The sequence below is a fragment of the Amphritea atlantica genome, from assembly GCA_024397875.1.
In the GTDB taxonomy this organism is placed as follows: Bacteria; Pseudomonadota; Gammaproteobacteria; order Pseudomonadales; family Balneatricaceae; genus Amphritea; species Amphritea atlantica_B.
In genome coordinates this window covers 1-26,411 of the sequence record CP073344.1, presented here as the reverse complement: position 1 = coordinate 26,411, position 26,411 = coordinate 1, and the positions used below count along the sequence as shown (strand labels likewise).

Annotated in this window: 21 protein-coding genes and 2 tRNA genes; 3 read left to right on the top strand and 20 right to left on the bottom strand. The window is 50.7% G+C overall.

Annotated elements, in window-relative coordinates; genetic code table 11:
- Window positions 1-480: 480 nt before the first annotated feature.
- Complete coding sequence (locus KDX31_00115) at window positions 481-1,026, bottom strand: redoxin domain-containing protein (GenBank protein UTW03493.1); 546 nt, start codon at window positions 1,024-1,026, stop codon at window positions 481-483.
- Between the two features lie 450 nt (window positions 1,027-1,476).
- On the opposite strand from KDX31_00115, the gene KDX31_00110 reads away from it, so the two are divergent.
- Entirely contained in the window at window positions 1,477-1,827 is a 351-nt protein-coding gene (locus tag KDX31_00110; protein ID UTW03492.1) for a hypothetical protein, read from the top strand.
- A 263-nt stretch (window positions 1,828-2,090) separates the two neighbouring features.
- On the opposite strand, the gene KDX31_00105 is transcribed toward KDX31_00110, so the two are convergent.
- From KDX31_00105 to rlmE, 16 genes are all read right to left on the bottom strand, one after another.
- On the bottom strand, window positions 2,091-2,546 hold the full coding sequence (locus KDX31_00105) for a CreA family protein (protein UTW03491.1): 456 nt from the start codon (window positions 2,544-2,546) through the stop codon (window positions 2,091-2,093).
- Between the two features lie 96 nt (window positions 2,547-2,642).
- On the bottom strand, window positions 2,643-4,745 hold the full coding sequence (gene pnp, locus KDX31_00100) for a polyribonucleotide nucleotidyltransferase (GenBank protein UTW03490.1): 2,103 nt from the start codon (window positions 4,743-4,745) through the stop codon (window positions 2,643-2,645).
- A gap of 211 nt (window positions 4,746-4,956) precedes the next feature.
- Window positions 4,957-5,226 (bottom strand): 30S ribosomal protein S15, encoded by a 270-nt coding sequence (rpsO, locus tag KDX31_00095; GenBank protein UTW03489.1) that lies wholly within the window; start codon window positions 5,224-5,226, stop codon window positions 4,957-4,959.
- Window positions 5,227-5,358: 132 nt separating this feature from the next.
- A complete protein-coding gene (gene truB / locus KDX31_00090) occupies window positions 5,359-6,327 on the bottom strand; it encodes a tRNA pseudouridine(55) synthase TruB (protein ID UTW03488.1) in 969 nt (322 codons plus the stop codon).
- A 3-nt stretch (window positions 6,328-6,330) separates the two neighbouring features.
- The gene (gene rbfA, locus KDX31_00085; protein UTW03487.1) at window positions 6,331-6,726 is read right to left on the bottom strand and encodes a 30S ribosome-binding factor RbfA; all 396 of its coding nucleotides are present in this window, start codon (window positions 6,724-6,726) and stop codon (window positions 6,331-6,333) included.
- A gap of 20 nt (window positions 6,727-6,746) precedes the next feature.
- A complete protein-coding gene (gene infB / locus KDX31_00080; GenBank protein UTW03486.1) occupies window positions 6,747-9,299 on the bottom strand; it encodes a translation initiation factor IF-2 in 2,553 nt (850 codons plus the stop codon).
- 23 nt (window positions 9,300-9,322) lie between these two features.
- On the bottom strand, window positions 9,323-10,813 hold the full coding sequence (nusA, locus tag KDX31_00075) for a transcription termination/antitermination protein NusA (GenBank protein UTW03485.1): 1,491 nt from the start codon (window positions 10,811-10,813) through the stop codon (window positions 9,323-9,325).
- A 36-nt stretch (window positions 10,814-10,849) separates the two neighbouring features.
- A complete protein-coding gene (rimP, locus tag KDX31_00070; GenBank protein UTW03484.1) occupies window positions 10,850-11,305 on the bottom strand; it encodes a ribosome maturation factor RimP in 456 nt (151 codons plus the stop codon).
- 298 nt (window positions 11,306-11,603) lie between these two features.
- Window positions 11,604-11,680, bottom strand: a tRNA-Met gene (locus tag KDX31_00065).
- Between the two features lie 256 nt (window positions 11,681-11,936).
- A tRNA-Leu gene (locus tag KDX31_00060) sits at window positions 11,937-12,023 on the bottom strand.
- 13 nt (window positions 12,024-12,036) lie between these two features.
- Window positions 12,037-12,402, bottom strand: a complete 366-nt coding sequence (secG, locus tag KDX31_00055) for a preprotein translocase subunit SecG (protein ID UTW03483.1) — start codon at window positions 12,400-12,402, stop codon at window positions 12,037-12,039.
- 12 nt (window positions 12,403-12,414) lie between these two features.
- Window positions 12,415-13,179 (bottom strand): triose-phosphate isomerase, encoded by a 765-nt coding sequence (tpiA, locus tag KDX31_00050; protein UTW03482.1) that lies wholly within the window; start codon window positions 13,177-13,179, stop codon window positions 12,415-12,417.
- Between the two features lie 106 nt (window positions 13,180-13,285).
- A complete protein-coding gene (gene glmM / locus KDX31_00045; protein ID UTW03481.1) occupies window positions 13,286-14,620 on the bottom strand; it encodes a phosphoglucosamine mutase in 1,335 nt (444 codons plus the stop codon).
- Entirely contained in the window at window positions 14,613-15,497 is an 885-nt protein-coding gene (folP, locus tag KDX31_00040) for a dihydropteroate synthase (GenBank protein ID UTW03480.1), read from the bottom strand. Before folP ends, glmM begins: the two co-directional genes overlap by 8 nt.
- A 61-nt stretch (window positions 15,498-15,558) precedes the next feature.
- Entirely contained in the window at window positions 15,559-17,535 is a 1,977-nt protein-coding gene (gene ftsH, locus KDX31_00035; GenBank protein ID UTW05246.1) for an ATP-dependent zinc metalloprotease FtsH, read from the bottom strand.
- 89 nt (window positions 17,536-17,624) lie between these two features.
- Window positions 17,625-18,245: a 23S rRNA (uridine(2552)-2'-O)-methyltransferase RlmE gene (gene rlmE, locus KDX31_00030; GenBank protein ID UTW03479.1), complete on the bottom strand. Its 621-nt coding sequence runs from the start codon at window positions 18,243-18,245 to the stop codon at window positions 17,625-17,627.
- A 122-nt stretch (window positions 18,246-18,367) separates the two neighbouring features.
- Here rlmE and KDX31_00025 point away from each other — a divergent pair, with 122 nt between their 5' ends.
- Window positions 18,368-18,670 (top strand): YhbY family RNA-binding protein, encoded by a 303-nt coding sequence (locus tag KDX31_00025; protein UTW03478.1) that lies wholly within the window; start codon window positions 18,368-18,370, stop codon window positions 18,668-18,670.
- Window positions 18,671-18,733: 63 nt separating this feature from the next.
- Here the strand turns inward: KDX31_00025 and greA are convergent, their stop codons facing one another.
- The 3 genes from greA to carA form a co-directional block, all read right to left on the bottom strand.
- Window positions 18,734-19,210 (bottom strand): transcription elongation factor GreA, encoded by a 477-nt coding sequence (gene greA / locus KDX31_00020; GenBank protein ID UTW03477.1) that lies wholly within the window; start codon window positions 19,208-19,210, stop codon window positions 18,734-18,736.
- 12 nt (window positions 19,211-19,222) lie between these two features.
- Complete coding sequence (gene carB, locus KDX31_00015; GenBank protein ID UTW03476.1) at window positions 19,223-22,429, bottom strand: carbamoyl-phosphate synthase large subunit; 3,207 nt, start codon at window positions 22,427-22,429, stop codon at window positions 19,223-19,225.
- 89 nt (window positions 22,430-22,518) lie between these two features.
- On the bottom strand, window positions 22,519-23,652 hold the full coding sequence (gene carA, locus KDX31_00010) for a glutamine-hydrolyzing carbamoyl-phosphate synthase small subunit (GenBank protein ID UTW03475.1): 1,134 nt from the start codon (window positions 23,650-23,652) through the stop codon (window positions 22,519-22,521).
- 273 nt (window positions 23,653-23,925) lie between these two features.
- On the opposite strand from carA, the gene KDX31_00005 reads away from it, so the two are divergent.
- Window positions 23,926-25,908: a hypothetical protein gene (locus KDX31_00005; protein UTW03474.1), complete on the top strand. Its 1,983-nt coding sequence runs from the start codon at window positions 23,926-23,928 to the stop codon at window positions 25,906-25,908.
- Window positions 25,909-26,411: the final 503 nt, after the last annotated feature.

The following is a 26,411-nucleotide window of genomic DNA, read 5'->3' as shown; positions in this document are numbered from 1 at the left end:
CATGCCAGAGAAGCATTACATGTATCGCCACGTTTAGACAAAGACCTGATAACAGCAATATCAGAACTAAAGATTCAGATGCACGAGGCTGAACTCAACCTCATCGAGTATCAGGATGTTGTAAACTCCTTCGAAACTTACATTAAGGCTGAAAACAACCAGTCAACTGTATATAGCTACGAGCCCTTAATAACTCAATTATATACAGACTATTCTGATGCCCTTTTATACTCTGGAAACTATCTTAAAGCCTGGTATCAAAAAGGAATCTATTACCAGCTCGAAAGTGACGCCGTCACGTATAACTTTGCTGTTGGGATTCGGACCTCATCCCAACCTACTTCTGATAACCGGTTTATAATTGCACAGAACCAAGCTTACCACGCAGATTGTCACACACTAGTTAAGAAGGCCTTTTCTAACCACGAGCAGGCGCGAAGCGCCGTTCTAGCTACTGCTTTTAAGCGAAGCGACGTCTAACTACTCACGAAGCAATTCCCGAATATCTCCTTCGATCGCCCTCGCCTGCGCCGACCCCACATGCGTCTCGCCGATATAGATTGAACGGACCTTTCCCTGTTTGTCGATCAGGTAGAAGGCTGGCCAGTATTTATTGCCCATCATCTGCCAGTAGATAAACTGATTATCCATCATCACCGGATGATGCAGCTCAAATTCATCTATTTTGGCCTCTACATTGGCTCTGACGCGTTCATGGGCGAATTCCGGAGTATGGATACCAATCACTGTAAATGCCTCGTCAGCAAGCGCCTGCTCAAGCTGACGCATCCATGGAAACGACCGATAACAGTTCCAGCAATCAAAGGTCCAGAAATCCAGCATGATCACTTTCCCCCGCAGCTCCCTTAAGGATAAGGGCGCACTGTTCAACCAACTATCGGCATCGGTCTGGGAGAATTCTGGGGCAGGCAAGGGGGTTTCCAGCTTTCCAGCGCTTACGCTGAAGCTAAGCGCCAGATTCAAGCTTAAGAGTAACAACAAAGAGGTTCGGCTAATCCGGTTCATATACTTCTCCCATTTCCAATAAGACCCGCTTAACATCCCCAAGTTCATCCCTCACTACTGCCCTTGCTCTTAAAGCGCTCTTCATAACCACTCACAAGATGCCCAGAGACGTCTGACTTCGGCTTTTTTTATCCCCAGATTCGCCCGCACAAGGCTGTGCATAACACTGGGACAACTGACGTGAGCCCTATCAGGGCTGGGGTTGGGGATACCGGGCAATAAATGTTCAGCAAGTATGCAGGGCTGAAAATAAGTAACAGACAACAGTTTTCCCATGCTCTGAAAAAACGCTTGTTACAGCCAAAAACAAGGTGGCAGCGCCAATCAGGCAAGTGACGCAGTTGCATTCAGCGACGGCTCTTATCGAAAAACCGGGTTAAAAACAGTTGCATTCATAACAGAATCAAACATAATGAGAATCATTATCATCTAATTTAAAGGGAAATTTACATGAATGCACTCAGAATTGATGCCTGGCTGGAGCGAGAGGAACCGATCATCAGGTTACACAGTGGAATGTCTGAAGCACTCATCGCTGAATGGCGTGGCAGTGCGGTTTTCGAATTAATAGAACAGGGAATCGTGACCTGCAACGAGTTAGTTTCAACCAATCGCAGAGTGCAACAACAAGCCGCTCATGAACTACTGCTCAATGCCTGTGCAAACTCAATCTGCAGCAAAAACGGTCCGCAGTGTTTTACCTGCATAACCGGTCGTCTGTTGCGAGCCCTGGCACTGAGTGACAACGAGGTAGAACAACCCTCCGTTGCAGGCCTGGAGTTATACCGATCAGCAAGCTAATATTTCTCCCGACTCGCCATGAGCAGGCGCACAGCGACATCCGGCTGCTGCGCTTTTATCCCCAGATTCGCCCGCACAAGGCTGTGCATAACACTGGGACAACTGCCGTAAACCTTATAATCACTGGGCTCTGGGAGAGCGGGCAATAAATACCCAGCGCATAAAACCAACTTTATACGGCAGCATCCCCATACTCTTAATAGCGCTTTTCCTAGCCACTGGCAAGTCGCGAAGCGACGTTCTGGCAAGTGAAACAGTGACGTCTAACGACTGCTGTTATAGCCCTGCGTCCCCCAAAGAGGCACAGTTGAAAGGCTGTGCTTGTAGCTGCCATTGATCTCTTTAGTGGAGTAGGACAGGTACATCAGCGTCTGTGATTCAGGATCGAAGATACGCCGCACTTTCATGGTTTTGAACAGTATGCTTTTAGATTTTCGAAACACAACTTCGCCATCTTTTGAGCGATCGATCGCGGTGATCATCTGCGGGGTTATCGGGCCGGTCTGACGACAGGCAATCGATGAATCACTGGGATCGGCAAAGTCCAGATCGGCTTCAATACTGGCGATATGACAGGTGACACCGGTCACCACAGGATCCACCAGCACATTCAGTTTAATATCTTTAGTTGTCAGTATGCCGAGCGACACATCCCCCACCTCATCGCCACCACAGCCGGCCAGCAGCAGAGCCAACACTATGCCTGTTACTCGTTTCATATTCAGCGCCCTATACAGATTTCAACGTATTGTAACGTACTGCAGAAACAAAAAAGCCCTGCATCAGCAGGGCTTTTTTAACAGCGGAATGAGTGCTTATTCTACAGACTCATCCTGCTCCAGATCACGCATGGTCAGTTTGATACGACCACGGGGATCAACTTCCATCACCTTAACCTTAACGACATCGTCCATCTTGATGTAATCGGTGACTTTCTCGATACGCTTATTCGCGATCTGAGAGATGTGCACCAGACCATCTTTACCCGGCAGGATATTTACGAACGCGCCGAACTCTTCCAGACGTACAACCTTACCTTCGTAGATTTTACCGACTTCGGCTTCTGCAGTGATCTCACGAACCTTATCCACAGCAGCTTTAGCGGCAGCTTTATCGGCTGCATAGATGCGTACAGTACCGTTATCTTCGATATCGATCGTTGCACCGGTCTCTTCAGTCAGGGCACGGATAGTCGCACCACCTTTACCGATCACGTCACGAATCTTCTCTGGGTTGATCTCCAGCAGAGTCATTGCAGGCGCATTGTCAGGCAACTCAGGACGGGCATAACCGATGACTTTTGCCATCTCTTTGAGGATCAGAGCACGGGCTTCATAAGCCTGCTCCAGCGCGATATCCATGATCTCTTCGGTAATACCGGTGATCTTGATATCCATCTGCAGCGCGGTTACACCGGCTTCAGTACCTGCTACTTTAAAGTCCATGTCGCCCAGGTGATCTTCATCACCCAGAATATCGGTTAGTACGGTGAAACGCTCTCCGTCCTTAACCAGACCCATCGCAATACCGGCAACTGGCGCTTTCAGCGGCACACCGGCATCCATCATCGACAGTGACGCACCACAAACAGACGCCATAGAGCTTGAACCGTTAGATTCAGTGATCTCAGACACGATACGGATGGTGTACGGGAACTCTTCTTGTGTCGGCAGAACCGCAGCAACACTGCGACGCGCCAGGCGACCATGACCGATCTCACGACGACCGGTAGCACCCATACGACCCGCTTCACCGACAGAATATGGAGGGAAATTGTAGTGCAGCATGAACGGATCGCGGCGTTCGCCTTCGATCGCATCAATGATCTGGGAGTCACGGGCAGTACCCAGTGTACAGGTAGCAATCGCCTGAGTTTCACCCCGGGTGAACAGTGCAGAACCGTGAGTACCGCTCAGTACGTCGATTTCAACGTCGATACCGCGAACAGTCTTGCTGTCACGACCATCGATACGTGGCTGACCATCCAGGATACGTCCACGAACGATCTCTTTCTCCAGTGATTTGAAGATACCGGATACTTCACCGGCAGAAGGCTGATCCTCTTCACCACACAGTGCTTCAACCGCTTTATCACGGGCAGCTGCCAGAGCGTTCTGACGCTCCATTTTATCAGCCGTCAGGTAAGCATTATTGATATCAGCACCAACAACACCGCGAACCTGTTCGATCAGGGCTTCATTCTTAGCTTCCGGAGTGTATTCCCAGCGTGGCTTACCGGCTTCAGCAACCAGTTCATTGATCGCATTGATCGCAACCTGCATCTGCTGGTGTCCGAATACAACCGCACCCAGCATCTCATCTTCAGACAGTTCCTGAGCTTCAGATTCAACCATCAGAACCGCATCAGAAGTACCCGCAACCACCATGTCCAGCATAGAGGCTTGCAGTTCTTCATAGGTTGGGTTCAGCGTATAACCGGCTTCTTCAGTGTAACCTACACGTGCACCACCGATTGGGCCCTGGAAAGGGATACCCGAGATCGCCAGCGCGGCAGACGTACCGATCATCGCAGCGATATCAGGATCGTTAATCTTATCCGCAGACATAACCGTACAGATAACCTGCACTTCATTCATGTACCCCTTAGGGAACAGTGGACGGATAGGACGGTCGATGAGGCGGGAGGTCAGCGTCTCTTTCTCAGACGGACGTGCTTCACGCTTGAAGAAACCACCCGGGATACGGCCTACTGAGTAGTACTTTTCCTGGTAGTGAACAGACAGTGGGAAAAAGTCCTGACCTTCGCGGGCTGATTTAGCGCCAACGACGGTACACAGAACCTGTACACCGGCCATAGTAACCAGTACAGCACCGCTCGCCTGACGGGCAACCCGACCGGTTTCGAGGGTAACTTCATGCTTACCGTATTGGAATGTTTTAGTAATTGCTTGTGGCACGATACAATTCCTTATCTTTATGCAAAACAAAAAAAATGTCTGTACTACGTCACACCGGCCTCTTTATAGCCAGTACTCTGCTGGGCTCTGACAGAGCACACCAGAGTACAGGCTGGTTGGTGTTAAACGTTGAACAGACGCATATACAGATCGCTGTATCAGCAGATCTTAAAAGCACCGGGGCCATCATAGATGGCCCCGGAACATTATCTTAACGACGCAGGCCGAGACGCTTGATCAGATCAGCGTAACGCGTTACATCTTTCTTCTTCAGGTAGTCCAGCAGCTTACGACGCTGGTTTACCATGCGGATCAGACCGCGACGAGAATGGTGGTCATGGATGTGACCTTTAAAGTGAGACTGCAGACCAACGATGTTGTGGGTCAGCAGAGCAACCTGTACTTCAGGTGAACCAGTGTCGCCTTCGCCACGAGCGTACTCAGCAACGATCTCAGCTTTCTTTTCAACAGATAATGCCATTTTAATAACTCCAAAAGTAATATGCACACCACGCTATATGTGTGTGGTGGATTGATAGTCGCGTTGTACCGAGCATATTTTCAGTTCAACGTCAGATTACCAGTGTCGCCTGAGCCACACCGGTAAATTCAATTAGTTTTCCTGAGTACTCATCAGACGCCGGGGTAACAGTGTGCCCTCAGCATCAATCTCAGCTATACCCAGAAAGCGTCCGCTGGTTTCTTCAAGCAAGCGAACCAGCGGTTGTGCCGGATTCGCACCATCGGAAGTATCCAGTACCACCGACTGTCCAAAACACAGGGTGCGGGTCTGTCGCTCAGTAAGCACTACCTCAGGGGCATCCGCTACCGGACTCCATGGCGGCAATAATAACTCATCCAGACGCTTTTGTATGCGTTCCGGCTCAGCAGCACTGCCCATTTCTTCCACTAACTGTTCCAGATCAACCAGGGGCATCATGCTTTCGGCTTTGTAAGGGCCGGAATCAAGACGACGCAGCATTTTAACATGTGCTCCGCACCCCAGCATCTCCCCCATATCCTGAACGATCGAGCGGATATAAGTGCCTTTACTGCAGCGGATATCCAGATCCACTTCATCGCCACGGAAAGCCAGCAAGTCGATACTGAATACCGTCACCTGACGGCTTTTCACTTCGACCTGAATCCCCTGCCGGGCCAGTTTATACAGCGGCTGGCCGTTATGCTTAAGGGCCGAAAACATCGATGGCACCTGAGTAATCAGACCGGTAAACTCCCGCTGTAACAGCTCATCAATCAGCTCTGCAGTGAGATTTTCCGGCAGTGGCCGCTCTTCCACCACTTCACCGTCAGCATCACTGGTATCGGTTCTCTGCCCCAGCTTAGCGGTCGTGATATAGCGCTTATCAGCATCCAGCAGGAACTGGGAAAACTTGGTCGCTTCACCAAAGCAAAGCGGCAACATCCCGGTAGCCAGAGGGTCAAGCGCCCCGGTATGGCCCGCCTTCGCGGCACCATAAATCCGTTTTACAATTTGTAACGCCCGGTTTGACGACATTCCACCCGGTTTATCAAGCAGAAAAATACCGTTGACCGGGCGGCCTTTTGCCCGCCTAGCCAAGGGTTACTCTCCGTCGTCCTGACCGTGCTTATCGTCCGCCCGGGAGGCCTGAATAATCAGGTCGTTGAGGCGGCGGCCACGGTCAACACTTTCATCAAAATGGAAGCGCAGTTGCGGCATCACCCGCAGTTTGATCTTACCGGACAGCTGTCCACGCAGGAAACCAGCAGCATTATTCAGAACCTTAAGAGATTCCTTCACCGCCGTGGCTTCATCTTTACCCCCCATTGCCATCACGGTGATATAGATATCGGCATAACCGAGATCCTTGGCGATCTTAACGTAGCTGATCGTCACCATGCCCAGGCGAGGGTCTTTAATTTCACGCTGGATCAACTGAGCCAGGTCCTTCTGGACCTGGTCAGATATCCGCTGTGTACGACTGAATTCTCTTGCCATAATAGTCTGTCAATACACTCTTATAACGTACGCGCGACTTCAATGGTGTCGAAGACTTCGATCTGATCGCCGACTTTCACATCATTGTAGTTCTTAACACCGATACCACACTCCATGCCCTGACGGACTTCAGCGACGTTATCCTTAAAGCGGCGCAGAGATTCCAGCTCACCTTCATAGATCACCACGTTTTCACGCAGTACCCGGATGCGTTTGTTACGGAATACATTGCCTTCAGTTACCATACAACCGGCAACAGCACCGATCTTAGGCGCACGGAAGACATCACGAACCTCAGCAATACCAACGATCTGTTCCTTGAACTCAGGAGACAGCAGACCGGTCATCGCCTGCTTAACGTCATCGATAATGTCATAGATAACGCTGTAGTAACGCAGTTCCAGTTCTTCACGTTCAACAATGGCACGCGCCTGAGCATCCGCACGAACGTTAAAGCCGATCATGATCGCGCTGGATGCAACGGCCAGGTTGGCATCCGTTTCAGCGATACCACCGACACCGCCGGAGACAATATTCACCTTAACTTCATCGGTGCTCAGATCCACCAGAGAGCTCATCAGCGCTTCCAGTGAGCCGCGGACATCCGCTTTGATGATGATATTCAGCGTCTTCACATCGCCGGACTGCATGTTCTCGAACAGGTTCTCGAGTTTCGCCTGTTGCTGACGCTGCAGCTTAACTTCACGGTATTTACCCTGACGGAACAGCGCCACTTCACGCGCTTTCTTCTCGTTGGAAACCACGGTGAACTCATCACCGGCACCCGGCGTACCATCCAGACCGAGAATCTCCACCGGAATAGACGGACCGGCTTCTTTAACAGGTTTACCATTCTCGTCCAGCATTGCGCGCACACGGCCGTATTGCAGGCCCGCCAGTACGATATCACCCTGTCTCAGGGTACCATTCTGAACCAGCAGAGTAGCAACCGGACCACGTCCTTTATCCAGACGGGATTCAACTACAACACCGCGTCCCGACGCTTCCGGAATCGCTTTCAGTTCGAGAATCTCAGCCTGCAGCAGAACAGCATCCAGCAGCGCATCGATGCCCTCACCGGTTTTGGCCGAAACATTGACGAACTGAACATCACCGCCCCACTCTTCCGGCAAGACATCACGCTGAGCCAGCTCATTCTTAACCCGCTCAGGATCCGCATCTTCTTTATCGATTTTGTTGACCGCAATAACCAGCGGAACACCCGCCGCTTTCGCATGGTTAACAGCTTCTTCAGTCTGAGGCATCACGCCATCATCTGCGGCAACCACCAGAATTACGATATCGGTTAACTGTGCACCACGGGCACGCATCGCGGTAAAGGCAGCATGTCCCGGTGTATCCAGGAAGCTGACCATACCATGGCCCGTTTCAACGTGATAAGCACCGATATGCTGGGTAATACCACCAGACTCACCAGCAGCAACACGGGTTTCACGGATATAGTCAAGCAGTGATGTTTTACCATGGTCAACGTGACCCATTACCGTCACTACCGGCGCACGCTCAACCTGCTCACCGGCGATATCTTCTGCGGCACCGGAACTTTCGATCAGCTGGTCTTCAACAGTATTTTCCTGCATCGCAACAGCGGTATGACCCATCTCTTCAACAACCAGGCTTGCAGTATCCTGATCAATGACGGAGTTAATGGTCGCCATGGCACCCATTTTGAACATAACCTTGATCACATCAGCGGCCTTAACCGACATCTTTTTCGCCAGTTCGGCTACAGTGATCGATTCCGGAATAGCCACTTCATGAATGACCGGAGCGGTTGGCCGTTCAAACGCCTGAACGTTGGAGCTGGTCATGCCTCTCTGAACCGGCTTACCGCCACCACGACGACCACCGTCACGTCCGCCCGGCTTGCGGGACAGACGCTTATCACCGCCCTTACGGCCCGCAGCAGGCTTATCCTGACTACGGAAATTCTTTTCCCGGGTCGGCTTCCGATCCTGCTTTGGCGCAGCCGCAGCGGGTGCAGCATCGGCAACAGCTGCCTTTGGTGCTGCCGCTTTTGCCGGCGCTGGCTTGGTCATAGAAGGTTTCGATACGGCAGGTTTAGCTTCACCCTGCTTATCAGACGCTTCTCGCTCCGCCTTGGCTTTTGCTTCAGCTGCCGCTTTAAGACGCATCTCTTCGCGCTGCTTTTCCTGAGCTGCCTGCAGCTCTGAATCACGACGTGCCTGAACTTCCAGTTCAGCCTGAAGATTAGTCCCTTTAACCTCTGCAGCCGGTGTCTCTTCGACATCGGAACGTTTGACATAAGTGCGCTTTTTGCGCACTTCAACATTAATCGTTTTCTTGCCTGCCGCGCCTGATACTTTGATCTGGCTGGTTGTTTTACGCTTCAGCGTAATTTTCTTAGGCTCACTATCGGATTTTTCACCGTGGCTTCGCTTAAGGTGGTTCAGCAGTTTCTGACGCTCATCTTCGGTAACGGAAGCGGCTTCATTTTTGCCTGCAATACCTGCTTCTTTCATCTGCGTAAGCAGACGATCAACGGGAACGCCAACTACTTCGGCAAGTTGTTTTACTGTGACTTCTGCCATCTGGGTTTATCTCCTCCGTTGACTTATTCTTCGTCCGCAAACCATGGGGCGCGCGCTGTCATTATCAGCGCTGCAGCCTTTTCTTTATCCAGCTCTTCAATCTCAAGCAGGTCTTCAACCGCCTGCTCAGCCAGATCTTCCATGGTCACGATACCTTTGCTGGCCAAAACAAAAGCCAGGTGACGCTCCATACCTTCCATCTCCAGCAGGTCCTGAGCAGGTTCTGCATTTTCCAGAGCCTCCTCATTCGCTAGTGCCAGATTCAGCAGAGCATCTTTCGCGCGGTTGCGCAGTTCATCAACAATCTCTTCATCGAAACCATCGATTTCGAGCATTTCATCGGCAGGAACATAAGCGACCTCTTCAAGTGAGGTAAAGCCTTCATCCACCAGAATGCCCGCAATATCGTCATCGACATCCAGGTGCTTAACAAACAGCTCCAGGATTGAACCGGTTTCAGACTGCTGCTTTTCTGCAGCCTCTTCTTCGGTCATGACATTCAATTTCCAGCCGGTCAGATCTGACGCCAGACGAACATTCTGTCCGCTGCGACCAATCGCCATCGGCAGATTCTCTTCTGCAACAGCAACATCCATCGAACGGGAATCTTCATCCACAACAATGGAGGCAACCTCTGCCGGAGACATCGCATTGATGACTAGCTGCGCCGGGTTATCATCCCAGAGAATGATATCAACACGTTCACCGCTCAGTTCGTTTGAAACGGCCTGAACACGGGCTCCACGCATACCCACACACGCACCAACAGGATCGATACGGCCATCATTGGTTTTCACGGCAATCTTGGCACGAGAACCCGGATCACGGGAAGCCGCACGAATTTCGATCACCTCTTCAGAGATCTCAGGCACTTCAATGCGGAACAGCTCGATCAGCATCTCAGGACAGCTGCGGCTCATCGCCAGCTGGGGACCACGGCCTTCAGTACGAATCTCATTCAGTACCGCACGTACCCGGTCACCCATGCGGTAGGTTTCCCGCGGCAACAACTGATCACGGGGCAAAACCGCTTCCGCGTTATTGCCCAGATCAACAATAATGTTATCCCGTGTCACTTTCTTTACGGTACCGGAGATAAGCTCTCCCAGGCGGCTGCTGTACTGCGCAACAACCTTGGCGCGTTCTGCTTCACGCACTTTCTGCACAATAACCTGCTTAGCAGTCTGCGCAGCGATACGGCCGAACTTAACCGATTCAACCTCTTCTTCGTGAATATCACCCGGCTGCAGAGTGCTATCGATCTCTTCCGCTTCCTGCATGGTCAATTCAGTGCCTAATAATGGCACATCGTCATTACTGACCACGGCCCAGCGGCGGAATGTCTCATAATTTCCAGAGGTACGATCGATTACAACGCGGATATCTGCTTCTTCGTCATAGCGTTTCTTAGTCGCTGTTGCCAGCGCCAGCTCGATCGCTTCGAAGATTACCTCTTTAGAAACATCTTTCTCGTTAGATACTGCTTCTGCAACCAGTAGAATTTCTTTATTCATACAACTGCCCCAACCTCAAAATTCAATTCTTTACTCTCAGAACTGAGGAACTATGTTTGCTTTTTCAATATGGTCAATCGGTAACAGGTATTCTTCCTGATCGACAACCAGCACAATATCTTCATCTTCAATACCACTGAGGACGCCTTTAAACCTGCGACGACCATCAAATGGCATACGCAGCTTAAGCTGCACTACATGTCCGACAAACGCCTGGTACTGTTCCAGAGTAAACAGTGGGCGATCCATCCCCGGGGAGGAAACCTCTAATGTATATTCACCGCTAATCGGATCTTCTACATCCAGAATCCCGCTCACCTGCCGACTGACGCTGGCGCAGTCTTCTACACCGATGCCTGCTTCGGCATCGATATAGATCCGCAGCATGCTATGACGCCCCTGGGATATCATCTCAACACCCCATAACTGATAACCGAGAGCCACTACGGATGGCTCAATCAGTTCCTGTAACACACTCAACTTTGCTGACACGCAAAAACCTCTAAACGCACTTTCTTAGGCAAACAAAAAATGGGTCAAAGACCCATTCAACGTACGACCCCGATGGGCCGCAAGTACGAAAAAGCCCCTAAAAAGGGGCCAATCAACGTACTGCTTGATCGACAATTTCAGGTGTAGCCGAATCAGCTGCATACTGAAATTGGTAGTGGGAATCAGCATCAGTTATCAGTTTCCTAAAGGAAGACAACAACTCCAAACAATGCTAAATCGTATTAACCCTCAAGAGTCCGTTACACGAATCTCTCGTTTCTGACATATCATTTAAAAATGGTAGCGGGGGCCAGATTTGAACTGACGACCTTCGGGTTATGAGCCCGACGAGCTACCAGGCTGCTCCACCCCGCATCAGAAATCGGCGAGAATTATACTCTTACAGCCAGAGTAGTTCAAGGACAGCTTGTCTTGATTACCAAACAAGCAGCAATATCCCACCCTTCCCCGCTCCGCACGCAACATATACATAAAGCAGGCCCGGTATCGCAGCCCCGCATGACGGCCCTCAGGACTGCACTGACAGGTGAACCGGACAAAATCCTTCTCTAAAAGAATTTCCGGCGAAGCAGGCATAAAAAAAGCGCCCACCGGGCGCTTCTTTTAAATATGGTGCCGAAGGCGGGACTTGAACCCGCACGACCATTAGGTCACCACCCCCTCAAGATGGCGTGTCTACCAATTCCACCACTTCGGCATTAAAACGAGACTTACTCAGCAGGCGGTACGTCCGCATCCCCTGCAGGTAATTTATTTTCTTCCAGAACCGGAACCTGCTCAGCTTCATCAGCTGCGCTTTGGATAAGTTCTGCAGCAGGCACACCGGCATCACTTACCGATACAGCCCTGTCTTTTGCATAGACCGCCAGCACAAAACTGGTAATAAACAGTCCGGTTGCAATAATTGCGGTCATACGACTTAAAAATGAGCCGCTGCCCTGGCTGCCAAATACAGTCTGAGATGCACCTGCACCAAAAGATGCACCTGCTTCAGCACCTTTACCCTGCTGCAACAGCACCAGAGCAATAATGGCAATAGCCAGCAGAACATGTACAGCAAGAACCAGAGTTTCCATCTATTTTTCCACTTACTTACGACTCTCTGCAGCCGCAGCGCAGATCGTCAGGAATTCATCGGCTTTCAGAGATGCGCCACCAATAAGGCCGCCATCAATATCCTGTTGAGCAAGGAGCTCAGCCGCGTTACCGGCATTCATACTACCGCCATAAAGAATCGACAGTTTATCAGCTACCTGCATATCACTGCCAGCCAACTGAGCACGGATCGCAGCATGTACTTCCTGCGCTTGTTCAGGCGTTGCTGTCAGACCGGTACCAATAGCCCAGACCGGCTCATATGCAATGACAACAGATGCAAAACACTCAATACCAATCCGTTGCACAACAGCATCAATCTGCGCTGCCACCAGGGCCAGAGTCTCACCCGCTTCACGCTGTTCCAGAGTTTCACCGACACAAAGTATCGGGATCAATCCGGCAGCCAGCGTTGCCGCAACCTTATCGGCTATATCGGCATCGGTTTCTCCGAACAGGCTACGTCGTTCAGAGTGACCCAGAATAACATATTCACAACCCAGATCCCGAAGCATCTCCAGTGACCATTCACCGGTAAACGCTCCCTTTGGCTGAGCAGACACATTCTGAGCACCCACTGCAACTGACGCATCGCCGATCAGCTCTTTTACCTGGTGCAGGTAAACAGCAGGGGGACAAACCAGTATCACCAGACCATCAACCACAGGAACACCCGCTTTGATGCCATCCAGCAGAGTCCTGATCGACTCACTGGTTCCGTTCATTTTCCAATTTCCGGCGACTATCGTCTTACGCATGAGTTCCCCTCTGTGCAAAGCGGCGCAAATAATACCCAGTTTCCCGATAAGTTACAAGCAGCTACACCCGGGTAAGCAATAAAATTTCAAGCTTTCTACAAAATAATCAAAGCGCCTGACGAACAGCTTCAGCCAACTCTTCACAGAGCCCCTCAACCCAGACTTCATCATCGCCCTCGACCATTACCCGAACCACGGGTTCAGTGCCTGAAGGGCGAAGCAGCACCCGCCCCCGTTCACCAAGGCGTGACTCGATATCCTCTACTGCGGACTGCACCGCAGGAAGCGCAACAACATCCCGCTTTTCACTCAAACGAACATTAATCATCGTTTGTGGCATCTTGCGCATTTCCGACTTGAGTTCATTGAGCGATTTTTTATCGTCGGCCATCGCCTTGAGAACCTGCAACGCGGCAACAATACCATCACCCGTCGATGTCAGTTGACGACACACCAGATGGCCTGAAGACTCGCCCCCCAGAAGCCAGTCATTAGCCACCAACTGCTCAAGCACGTAGCGATCACCTACCTTAGCGCGGATAAACGGGATACCCGCCTGCTTCAGCCCCTGTTCAAGGCCAAAATTACTCATCAGTGTACCAACTACACCACCTTTCAGCTGCGCCTTCCGATGCATAGCCATGGCGATAATAAAGAGCAACTCGTCACCATCCACCTCCGCGCCCGTATGATCAACCATAATCAGGCGGTCACCGTCACCGTCCAGCGCCACACCCAGATCGGCCTGTTGCTCAATAACGGTTCGTTGCAGCATTGCTGTAGAGGTTGCACCACACTCTTCATTAATATTGATTCCGTCCGGCGAGGCGCCAACCTCGACAACCGTTGCGCCCAGCTCCCGGAGTACCTTGGGTGCAATGTGATAAGTTGCACCATTGGCACAATCAACCACGATCTTCATACCCTTGAGACTCAGATCACCGGAAACAGTACCTTTGCAGAACTCTATATAACGACCTGCGGCATCATCAATCCGTCGCGCCTTGCCCAGCTCTGCCGCTTCAACGGTAGTCATCGCCATATCCATCTGCGCTTCGATAGCATGCTCGATCTCATCCGGCAATTTAGTGCCCTGCTCGGAGAAAAATTTGATGCCATTATCGTAATAAGGATTGTGCGATGCACTGATTACGATACCGGCATTACATCGAAAAGTCCGCGTCAGATAAGCAATTGCCGGAGTTGGCATCGGCCCTAATAACAGAACATCGACGCCCGCGGCAGCAAGCCCTGACTCCAGGGCAGACTCAAACATGTAACCTGAAATCCGGGTATCCTTACCAATAATGATTTTACTGCGTCCTTCCCGGGCAAAAACTTTTCCAGCAGCCCAACCCAGTTTCAGCATAAAGTCAGGAGTAATTGGCGCCGTACCTACCTTGCCGCGAATCCCATCAGTACCAAAATATCGCTTAGTCATTATCAATCCTGCCCTCATTCAATATGGCTTCGGCCATGCGCACCACATCAACCGTTTCCCTTACATCATGCACTCTGAATATCTGCCCGCCCTGCTGCACACCGATAGCAACGGTTGCCAGACTTCCCGCCAGCCGCTGATCTACCGGCCGGTGAAGCACATGATCAATCATACTTTTACGCGAAGTCCCCACCAGCAGAGGCATACCAAAACGGTGTAACTGTCGCAGATTATTCAGTAAGCGCAGATTGTGTTCTACGGTTTTACCAAAGCCAAATCCGGGATCAAGAATTATCCGGTCACTGGCAATACCTGCTTCGTTGCAGGCGACAATCCGCTGCTGCAGAAAGTAGCTCACATCATCCAGTACATCATCATAATGCGGCGCATTCTGCATAGTGGCGGGACTTCCCTGCATATGCATAACACACACAGGGAGGTTAGTGGCTGCAGCCGCCGCCAGAGCGCCCTCGCGCCCCAGGGCACGCACATCGTTAATCAGCCCCGCACCGAGCCCGGCGACTCCTGCAATCACTTCTGGCGCACTGGTGTCCACCGAGATAACCACATCGAGCTCAGCACTGAGTCGTTCAACAACCGGCAACACCCGATCCAGTTCCTCCTGCACCGAGACGACGGCGGCTCCCGGCCGGGTTGACTCTCCGCCAACATCGATGATCGTTGCGCCATCCTGAACCATCTGCCGGGCCCGTTCGAGCGCCTGATCAACACTAAGTTTCCGGGCGTCATAGAGCGTCCCACCATCGGAAAAAGAGTCTGGCGTGACGTTGACAATACCCATCACCTGAGGGCGGCTCAGATCCAGTGTTCGGGCACCGAAACGGTAAGCGGAAAAGTCATTCACAGTGTTTTCCATTGGCTACGTTGTATTAAAAAAGGCCGGTCTGGGACCGGCCTTATTATCTCAGATTAATCGCTTAGTGCAGATTAGGATCCGATGCATCTGAATCAGATGATGGCTCATCTTCATTGCCATCTTTAGAAGCATCATTCGGTTCATCGTCATCCAGATCAAACTCTTCTTTCTTTTTTGCTGCAGCTGCTTCGTCAGCTGCCGCTTTTGAGTCAGACTCCTCCCATCCCTCAGGCGGAGTAACCGGCTTGCGATCCATCAGCTCATCAAGCTGCTTACTATCAATGGTTTCATACTTCATCAGCGCAGCGGTCATCGTTTCCAGGATATCGCGATTATCTTCCAGCATCTTATAGGCTTTGGCATAACACTCATCGATAATCTTACGGGTTTCAGCATCAATTTTACGCTGCACCTCTTCTGACATCGGTTTGCCTTGCTGCCCATAGCCACGGTTAAACGGATCCTGCTCTTCATCATCATACAGAATCGGACCCAGCTCGTCGGTCAGACCCCAGCGGGAGACCATATTCCGAGCCAGACTGGTAGCCCGTTGAATATCGTTGGATGCACCCGTGGTCACGCCGTCCTTACCGAGCGTCATTTCCTCTGCAATACGGCCTCCATAGAGACTGCAAATATTGGATATCAGCAGTTTACGGCTATGACTGTATCGATCCTCCTCAGGCAGGAACATAGTTACACCCAGCGCACGCCCGCGGGGGATGATTGACACTTTATATACCGGATCATGCTCAGGCATCAGTCGACCCACAATAGCATGTCCCGATTCGTGGTACGCCGTATTCAGACGTTCTTCATAGGACATAACCATCGATTTACGCTCAGCGCCCATCATGATCTTATCTTTCGCCCGCTCAAACTGCTCCATCCCGACTGTACGTTTACTGGCACGCGCAGCAAACAACGCCGCCTCATTGACCAGGTTAGCAAGATCAGCACCGGAGAAGCCCGGGGTTCCGCGCGCAATCAGGTCAGGTTTGACGTCATCACCCAGCGGCACTTTACGCATATGTACTTTCAGAATCTGTTCGCGACCGCGAATATCAGGCAGGCCGACATGTACCTGTCGGTCAAAACGGCCAGGACGCAACAATGCCGGGTCGAGCACGTCCGGGCGGTTAGTTGCAGCAATAACAATAACCCCCTCGGTACCCTCAAAACCATCCATCTCAACCAGCAACTGGTTCAGTGTCTGCTCCCGTTCATCATTACCACCGCCCATACCTACACCACGGTGGCGACCCACGGCATCGATCTCATCGATAAAGATGATGCAGGGCGCATTTTTCTTCGCCTGCTCAAACATATCCCGGACCCGGGATGCACCAACGCCGACAAACATCTCAACGAAGTCAGAACCGGATATGGTGAAGAAGGGCACTTTCGCTTCACCGGCAATCGCTTTGGCCAGCAGGGTTTTACCGGTACCAGGATTACCTGACATCAATACGCCGCGGGGAATATGGCCGCCCAGACGCTGAAACTTCCCAGGATCACGCAGGTAATCAACCAGCTCTTTAACCTCTTCTTTAGCCTCTTCGACACCCGCCACATCATCAAAAGTCGTCTTAATCTGATCCTGCCCCATCATTCGGGCCTTCGACTTACCAAATGACATCGGGCCGCCTTTACCGCCGCCGCCGCCCTGCATCTGCCGCATAAAGAACATAAATATGGCAAGTATAATCAGAATCGGGAAGCTGGCGACCAGCAACTGAGTCCAGACACTCTGTTTTTCTGGCTGTTTACCTTCAATAACCACCTTATGGTTATACAGATCATCAACCAGCTTAGGATCCTGCAGCGCCGGACGTACAGTCGAAAAACGCTCGCCGTTAATCCGTTCACCCTCGATGGTAAAACCATCAATAACAACCCGGCGAATCTGATCATCTTTCACCGCACTGATAAACTCAGAGTAGTTAAGTTTTTGCGCGGTACTTTCGCTATTAAAGTTGTTGAAAACGGTTAACAGCACTGCCGCGATAACCAGCCACAGTACCAAATTCTTTGCCATATCGTTCAAAGGAAAACCCTCTGTCTTCTCAAAATTAGTGTCCGTCCGAAAACAAACAAAACTACAGTAGTTACACTGTATTGACTATATCAGGGACGGAAGTTTCGTCCAATCAGATAGACTTCACGCGAACGGGCCCTGGAAGAGTCCGGCTTTCGGCTATAAACCTTAGTAAAGCTGCTGCGCATATCGTTCATATAATCATCAAAGCCTTCACCCTGAAATACCTTGGCCACAAAATCACCACCGGGTTTAAGCACCTGCCGGGCCATATCCAGCGCTAACTCCACCAGATACATCGCCGCAGGCTGATCAACAGCATTCATACCACTCATATTGGGGGCCATATCTGAAATTACAAGGTCTGCCAGCTCATCTCCCAATGTTTGCAGAATTTCATTCAGCACTGACTCTTCGGTAAAATCCCCCTGAATAAACTGCACACCCGGTAAAGGGTCCATTGGCAGGATATCAGATGATACCACCCGACCATGATCACCCACCAATTCTGCGGCTACCTGAGACCAACCACCAGGGGCGGCACCCAGGTCAACCAGAACCATTCCGGGGCGAATCAGCTTATCCTTTTCATTCAGCTCCAGCAATTTAAAGCTTGCACGAGAGCGGTACCCCTGCTCTCTGGATTTTTTGACATACTGGTCGTCGAAGTGTTCCTGCAGCCAACGACCGCTGCTTTTTGATCTTGCCACCAACATCACCGCTCTGAATTTGAGTCAATGTCTACTTTCTACACATTAACTCAGGTAAAATCCCTAAATTATGATTCTGAGCGGATCTTCCGCTCCACAATTCAAAGGTCAAGTATTTTAGTATGAGCTTAACCCCTACGCAAAAGAAGCAGTTCCGAACTATCGGCCACAGCCTCAACCCTATCATCACTGTCGCCGGTAACGGCCTGAGTGAGAATATCCTTCTGGAAGCTGATCGCGCCCTCGAAGACCATGAACTGATCAAAGTAAAATTTGCTGTGGGCGACCGCGAAGCAAAAAAACAACTCATCAGTGAGATGGCCCAGATCGTCGAAGCAACCATCGTTCAGGAAATCGGCAATGTTGCTCTGTTCTATCGCGCTGCCAAACATCCGGACCCGAAGCTGTCTAATCTGCTACGTTAATGTGAACGGAACAGATCAACAACAAAAAAACCGCCGATAGGCGGTTTTTTTTATTCGGCGAGATCAGATATGGCGAACCTGATCAATTTCATACTCAACTCCGCCACCAGGGGTCTGCACGACAGCAACATCCCCCTCCTCTTTACCAATCAGAGCCCGGGCAATAGGTGAGCTGATAGAGATCTTGCCACCTTTTATATTGGCTTCATCATCACCGACGATCTGATAACACACGGTATCTTCAGTATCCATGTTGATCAGATCAACCGTTGTACCAAAAATCACCTTACCGGTATGCGGAATCTGCGTCACATCGATCACCTGAGCAGAGCCCAGCTTACCTTCAAGTTCCTGAATACGTCCCTCGATAAACCCCTGCTGCTCACGGGCAGCATGGTATTCAGCATTTTCCTTCAGGTCGCCATGTTCACGCGCTTCAGCAATTGATGCTATCACGGTTGGACGCTGCACTGTTTTCAAATCATCCAGTTCTTCACGCAGCGCTTTCTCACCGCCAACCGTCATTGGAAATTTTTTCATAATACCAGCTCCTTAATGCAGGTCCTGCAAACGACGCACTGTTTTTTCTTCGCCGTACTGCATCGCCATGATCATCGCTTCAGCACCCGCCAAAGTTGTACTGTAAGGGACTTTATGCTGCAAAGCTGAACGACGAATCTCAGCAGAGTCCGCTATCGCCTTACGACCTTCAGTGGTGTTGATAACATAGACAATCTCATCGTTCTTCAGCATATCGACTATGTTCGGACGCCCTTCCATCACTTTGTTAACCACTTCCACATCAAGACCGTCCTGCTTCAACAGCGCGGCCGTTCCCCGGGTAGCAACAAGGGTAAAGCCCAGCCCAACCAAATCACGGGCAACCGGCAAAACGTTTTGCTTATCGACTTCACGAACCGAAACAAAGGCCTTCCCGGTTGCCGGCATCTTTTCACCCGCCCCCAGTTGTGCTTTCATGAACGCTTCACCAAAGGTTTCACCGACACCCATGACTTCCCCGGTGGATTTCATCTCCGGAGACAGGATCGGGTCAACGCCCTGGAACTTATTGAATGGGAATACCGCTTCTTTTACGTTGAATAGCGTAGGAATAATCTCTTCAGTAAAGCCGATCTCTTTCAGCGTTTTACCGGTCATCACCTGAGCACCGATCTTCGCCAGAGAAACGCCGATACACTTAGACACGAATGGAACTGTACGGGAGCCGCGCGGATTCACTTCGATCACGTAAACCTCGCCGTCCTGATAGGCCAGCTGAGTATTCATCAGACCCACCACACCCAGTTCCAGGGCCATCTTGCGAACCATATCACGCATCTCGTTCTGCAGCGCTTCCGACAGGCTGTAAGGCGGTAGCGAACACGCGGAGTCACCGGAGTGAACACCCGCCTGTTCGATATGCTGCATGATCGCGCCGATAACGACCGTTTCACCGTCACATACAGCATCGATATCCACCTCAACAGCAGCGTTGAGGAAGTGATCCAGCAATACCGGAGCATCATGAGAAACTTTAACCGCAGAGGTCATATACTGACGCAGTTCGGACTCTTTATAGACGATCTCCATTGCCCGGCCACCCAATACGTAAGATGGACGAACAACCAGCGGATACCCCAGCTTCTCAGCTTCGATAACTGCTTCCTCCAGAGAGCGAACAGTCGCGTTTTCCGGCTGTTTCAGTCCCAGACGCTTGAGCATCTGCTGGAACTGTTCACGGTCTTCAGCACGGTCAATCGCTTCCGGTGATGTGCCGATAATAGGTACACCTGCATGCTCCAGTGCCAGCGCCAGTTTCAGCGGAGTCTGGCCACCGTACTGTACGATCACACCCTTAGGCTTCTCAACGTGCACAATTTCCAGCACATCTTCCAGCGTAATCGGCTCGAAATAGAGACGATCAGAGGTATCATAATCCGTAGAAACGGTTTCCGGGTTACAGTTAACCATAATGGTTTCATAACCATCTTCACGAGCAGCCAGTGCTGCATGAACACAGCAATAATCAAACTCGATCCCCTGGCCAATACGGTTAGGGCCTCCGCCGATAACCATGATCTTGTCACGGTCAGTCGGATTCGCCTCACACTCTTCCTCATAGGTCGAGTACATATAAGCCGTATCAGTAGAAAATTCAGCCGCGCAGGTATCAACACGCTTAAATACCGGACGGATATCCAGCTTATAACGCTGTTTACGTACCTGCTTCTCAGACACACCCAGCAACGTTGCCAAACGTGCATCAGAAAAACCTTTGCGCTTCAGGCGATACAGCTCTGTCTTATCGAGCTCAGACAGAGTCATCGTAGAAACCCGCAGTTCATCTTTGATGATATCTTCGACCTGAACCAGGAACCATGGATCAATACCGGACAGCTCATATAGCTCTTCAACAGACATACCCAGGCGGAATCCATCACCCAGATACCAGATTCTTTCGGCACCCGGCTGCTTCATCTCGCGCACGATTTCTGTGCGAGCATCTTCACTCTGCAGATCAACAATCGGATCAAAGCCGGTCGCACCCACTTCCAGCCCCCGAAGCGCTTTCTGCAGGGACTCTTGCTGAGTGCGGCCGATCGCCATCACCTCACCCACTGATTTCATCTGGGTCGTCAGGCGGTCATTTGCCTGCGGAAACTTCTCAAAGGTAAAGCGCGGAATCTTGGTCACAACATAATCAATTGCCGGCTCAAACGATGCGGGTGTAGCACCACCGGTAATATCGTTCTGCAACTCATCGAGGGTATAACCAATCGCCAGTTTTGCCGCCACTTTGGCGATAGGGAAACCGGTTGCTTTCGATGCCAGCGCAGATGAACGGGATACCCGGGGATTCATCTCGATAATGACAAAGCGCCCGGTATTCGGACACTGACCAAACTGAACGTTAGAACCGCCAGTTTCAACACCGATCTCCCGCAGAACAGCCAGTGACGCATCCCGCATCCACTGGTACTCTTTATCTGTCAGCGTCTGTGCCGGTGCAACGGTAATTGAGTCGCCGGTGTGCACACCCATCGCATCAAAGTTTTCGATTGAGCAGACGATGATGCAGTTATCGTGTTTGTCACGCACCACCTCCATCTCATACTCTTTCCAGCCAATCAGGGATTCGTCGATCAACAACTCGTTGGTTGGAGACAGATCCAGACCGCGCTCACAGATCTCGATAAACTCTTCTTTGTTATACGCTATACCACCACCGGTTCCACCCATCGTAAATGATGGCCGGATAATGCAGGGAAAGCCCAACTGTGACTGCACCTGAAGCGCTTCCTCCATGCTGTGAGCAATCGCAGCACGCGGACATTCCAGACCGATAGATTTCATCGCCTTATCAAAGCGGTCACGGTCTTCGGCTTTATCGATAGTATCAGCATTAGCACCGATCATCTCGACGCCAAACTTTTCCAGAACGCCTTCACGCTCGAGATCGAGAGCGCAGTTCAGGGCAGTCTGACCACCCATGGTTGGCAGCAGTGCATCAGGACGCTCCTGCTCAATAATCTTAGCGACTGTTTTCCACTGAATCGGCTCGATGTAGGTAGCATCAGCCATCGACGGGTCTGTCATAATGGTCGCGGGATTAGAGTTGACCAGAATAACCCGGTAGCCCTCTTCACGCAGAGCTTTACAGGCCTGGGCACCGGAGTAATCAAACTCACAGGCCTGACCGATAACGATAGGACCCGCACCGAGGATCAGAATACTTTGTATGTCCGTACGTTTTGGCATGTGTAAATAACCGATCGAAAATTTTAATTCTTTAAAAGCTGCCCGGAGATATCTCACAGGCAGTACGTATTGACCTTAATTCAGGCTTATCAGGCCTTTCGCGCTTCAATATCGCGAATAAAGCGATCAAACAGCGGCGCAACATCGCGCGGACCCGGACTCGCTTCAGGGTGTCCCTGAAAACTAAAGGCTGCACGGTCGGTACGCTCAATTCCTTGCAGGGAACTATCAAACAAAGACTTGTGAGTCGCTCGCAGCGTCGCCGGCAATGAATCTGCATCCACTGCAAAACCATGATTCTGACTGGTAATCATCACCTGCTTATTTTCGAGATCCTGCACCGGGTGGTTTGCACCATGATGACCGAACTTCATTTTGATAGTCTTGGCGCCCGAAGCCAGAGCCAGCAACTGATGGCCAAGGCAGATACCAAACACTGGCAGATCAGTTTTACAGATCTCCTGAATCGCCTCAATCGCATAATCACATGGTTCCGGGTCACCGGGACCATTGGAGAGGAAGACACCGTCAGGGTTCAATGCCAGCACGTCCGCAGCGGAAGTTTTTGCCGGAACAACCGTCAGACGGCAACCACGCTCAACCAGCATCCGCAGAATATTGCGTTTTACGCCATAATCATACGCAACGACATGATGCGGCAACTCAGCGTCAGAGATATCCTGATGCCCTTTAACAGGATCCCAGGTTGTGGATACCCATTGATACTGTTGGTCGGTGGTAACCTCTTTCGCCAGATCCATCCCTTTGAGGCCAGGAAACGCTTTCGCATCTGCCAGAGCAGCCTCTTCATCAATATCACCCGCCATAATACAGCCACTCAGCGCCCCTTTCTCACGCAGAATCCGGGTAAGTCGACGAGTATCGATATCAGCGATACCGACAATATTTTTCGCTTTCAGATATTCATCCAGGCTCTGCTCGCTACGCCAGTTGCTGGCCGTCAGCGGCAGATCGCGGATCACAAGACCTGCAACCCATGTTTGAGAGGACTCTTCATCCTCTGTATTTGTTCCCACGTTACCGATGTGTGGATAGGTCAGGGTCACAATCTGACGGCAATACGATGGATCCGTCAGAATCTCCTGATAACCAGTCATAGAAGTATTAAACACAACTTCTCCGCTGGACTGGCCATCCGCGCCAATCGCTACTCCCCGGAAGATACTGCCGTCCTCAAGGGCCAGAATGGCTGGTCTTGTCAAAATTAACCTCCCCGCTTAGTGCGAAAATCTAAACAGAATTAATAAACTGTAAGTTGCAAAAAAGCGAGGTAGAACAAAATGCCCACCTCGCTTTTCTGTAGAGAATTCTTCTAGTGCATTTCCAGCATGCAAATCGGCGACATTTTAGTTCATCTGGCCGGCCTTGTCTATGTAACCACACCCACCATTCTGAGTATCTGCAAAAAACCGTGAAACAATCCTGTAACAAGAAAGAAATATAAATAGCTGTTTTAAATATCCAGGCAGGAAGCAATGAAAATATCTCAAATCAATCTGGTAGCAGGCTCCCTTCTGTTACTTGTTATCACCCTAATGGCCGCGTCAATGATTTGGTCACTGGAGCGCCTGGACGAAAGCTTTGCTCAAACCCGGAACTATCAGTTACTTCAGGAGGAGGTCGACACGCAGGTAAACCGCCCCATCCTTATCTATCTCAGCTCAGGCAATGCATCACTGCTGACGGACATTGATAACGCTCTTAACCGCTTAATTGAAACAGACACCCGGGTTAAAAGCCTCACAGCTGACGGTACACCGGAGATTCAGAAGACCTTAACCCAGTTACAGACAACCGCTTTGTTGAAACTTCGGGCCGCGGGCAAACTCAGACAGCCACAGGAGCTGCTGATTAATAATGAACGAGAAATTCTGGCAACACTAAGCCAGCTGTCCGATTACAGTGACGAGGGATCCACCTATCAGCCAGAGTTAAAGCAACGCTACGCCGCAATCATGACCAGACTTAGTCTGGCAATTTCCGAACTGGCGCATAGCCGTCAGCGCTTTTTCTCATCCAGCCAGCCGAACCGCTCAGATATTGATATGCGCCTGGGCATTTTAAAAAAGATGGGCAATCAGCTTCATGAACTGCCTCGTTTTGGTATCTATACAGAAGCTGAAAGCAACGATGCTCTGGGAGCACTGCTGGGAAACAGCTCGACGGAAATTCAGACAAGCCGCGATGAGCTTGGCGACCTGTATATTCAGGAGCTTAAGAGCCTAATCAGCCGATATAACAAAGAGCTTCTAAATATCGAGAAGATTTATACACAACGGGCTGAGACAATAAAAAACACAACCTATCTGGTTAACCAACTCAACGAACAACTGCAGAAAAATCAGAGCCGCTTACAAAAACAGTACGATGCTACCGGTCAGCTGGTAAACGCTCTGCTTATTGTCAGCATAATATTAATCGCTGTTATCGGGTTGTTTATGGGTATCCTCAACACCCGTCTCACCCGGATTATAAGCAATACCTGTCAGCAGCTTGATGCTCTGGCCAATGGCCACCTTAATGATGAAAGCAGCACAACAAGCAAGATTATTGAGATTAAAATTCTAAGCAACTCCATCACCAGCCTGCGAAACTACTTTACGACACTGATAGACAAAATCCATACTGAAAGTGATGCCCTGAACCTGCTCGGCAAAGATCTGAACAATAGCTCAGACACCCTGACCCTGATAGTCAACCAGCAACAGCACTCCACCGAGCAGGCATCGGTTCAGATCCAACAGCTCAGTTGCTCATATCAGGAAGTTGCTGAAAACGCGGTACGAACATCAACTGCAACACGTCAAGCGACAGAGATCGCCGTCAATGGCGTTCAGGAGATGGAAAATACCAGCCTGAGCATACGCCAGCTGGAACAGGAAACCGAAGCCACCAATAGCACACTTCAACAGCTTAAAGATGACGGAAAGGAGATTGGCTCGGCACTGCACGTTATCCAGAATTTTGCAGAACAAACGAACCTGCTGGCCCTGAACGCGGCAATCGAAGCGGCCCGTGCCGGAGAAAGCGGACGCGGCTTTGCCGTAGTTGCCGATGAGGTCCGTTCACTTGCGGTCAACACAGCGAAAGCAGCCGACAATATTGGCCTGATAATAAAGAAACTCAATGGCGCGATTGATCAAATGTCGAAAAAGGTAGAACTGCAGGCCGAACATGTTCATAACACAGCAGATCTAGCTGAAAATGCCCGGAAAAGTGTTGAGCAAATCCGTCTATCCATAGATGAAATAGACAATATGAGCAGCATGATCGCATCTGCAACAGAGCAGCAGTCCGCGGTCACCAACCAGATATCTGAAGTCATCAACATGACTCTGGAACATTCTCAGGAATCCGCAGCAGAAGCACAGAACAACCGACAAAATGCCCGCCAGGTCGACCTTATCGGAAGCAGTCTGATGCAACTGCTAGAACAGTTTAAGAAGAGCAGTAACTAATCACCAGTGTATCGCGGGCCAGATCAGGCCCGCGGTCAGTGGCGTCATTTAACTTCACTCCAAACCCTTCGTTTAGCTGATCGCAGCACTTACAACTTGTTGATCCACAATCAAGACCAAAGACCCTCTCTTTAAGGGACGCCCCTACAGCGATAAAACTTAACCCCTTCACATTCATTGCCACTGGTACCCAGAGGGAATACCAAACCATAAACAGGTTCACCACCGAGGACACGAAGAGCACAGAGGTGCCGCAAATGAGTAGGAGTTCCTGCAGCGAAGACCTGCACAATGCACCCTGTTAGCCCCCATAGGGCGTGTAGCGGCTCTTAAAGAACAGATCAATCACGCGGGACACTGAGAGCACAAAGGTGCCTTAAATGGGTAGGAGCTGCATCCTGCAGCGAAGACGCTTTTCTAGCAACTAGCAGGCGCGCAGCGCCGTTCCAGCAAGCGACGCAGTCGCGTCTGGCCACGTCTTTGTTAAACGCGCCTTAAACGAA

Coding starts and splice junctions, on each gene's coding strand:
- ftsH (UTW05246.1), bottom strand. CDS start 17,535: ATGGCAAAGAATTTGGTACTGTGGCTGGTTATCGCGGCAGTGCTGTTA.
- rpsO (UTW03489.1), bottom strand. CDS start 5,226: ATGGCATTATCTGTTGAAAAGAAAGCTGAGATCGTTGCTGAGTACGCT.
- rbfA (UTW03487.1), bottom strand. CDS start 6,726: ATGGCAAGAGAATTCAGTCGTACACAGCGGATATCTGACCAGGTCCAG.
- nusA (UTW03485.1), bottom strand. CDS start 10,813: ATGAATAAAGAAATTCTACTGGTTGCAGAAGCAGTATCTAACGAGAAA.
- KDX31_00105 (UTW03491.1), bottom strand. CDS start 2,546: ATGAAACGAGTAACAGGCATAGTGTTGGCTCTGCTGCTGGCCGGCTGT.
- carB (UTW03476.1), bottom strand. CDS start 22,429: ATGCCAAAACGTACGGACATACAAAGTATTCTGATCCTCGGTGCGGGT.
- folP (UTW03480.1), bottom strand. CDS start 15,497: ATGGAAAACACTGTGAATGACTTTTCCGCTTACCGTTTCGGTGCCCGA.
- KDX31_00110 (UTW03492.1), top strand. CDS start 1,477: ATGAATGCACTCAGAATTGATGCCTGGCTGGAGCGAGAGGAACCGATC.
- secG (UTW03483.1), bottom strand. CDS start 12,402: ATGGAAACTCTGGTTCTTGCTGTACATGTTCTGCTGGCTATTGCCATT.
- KDX31_00115 (UTW03493.1), bottom strand. CDS start 1,026: ATGAACCGGATTAGCCGAACCTCTTTGTTGTTACTCTTAAGCTTGAAT.
- KDX31_00005 (UTW03474.1), top strand. CDS start 23,926: ATGAAAATATCTCAAATCAATCTGGTAGCAGGCTCCCTTCTGTTACTT.
- KDX31_00025 (UTW03478.1), top strand. CDS start 18,368: ATGAGCTTAACCCCTACGCAAAAGAAGCAGTTCCGAACTATCGGCCAC.
- glmM (UTW03481.1), bottom strand. CDS start 14,620: ATGACTAAGCGATATTTTGGTACTGATGGGATTCGCGGCAAGGTAGGT.
- greA (UTW03477.1), bottom strand. CDS start 19,210: ATGAAAAAATTTCCAATGACGGTTGGCGGTGAGAAAGCGCTGCGTGAA.
- tpiA (UTW03482.1), bottom strand. CDS start 13,179: ATGCGTAAGACGATAGTCGCCGGAAATTGGAAAATGAACGGAACCAGT.
- infB (UTW03486.1), bottom strand. CDS start 9,299: ATGGCAGAAGTCACAGTAAAACAACTTGCCGAAGTAGTTGGCGTTCCC.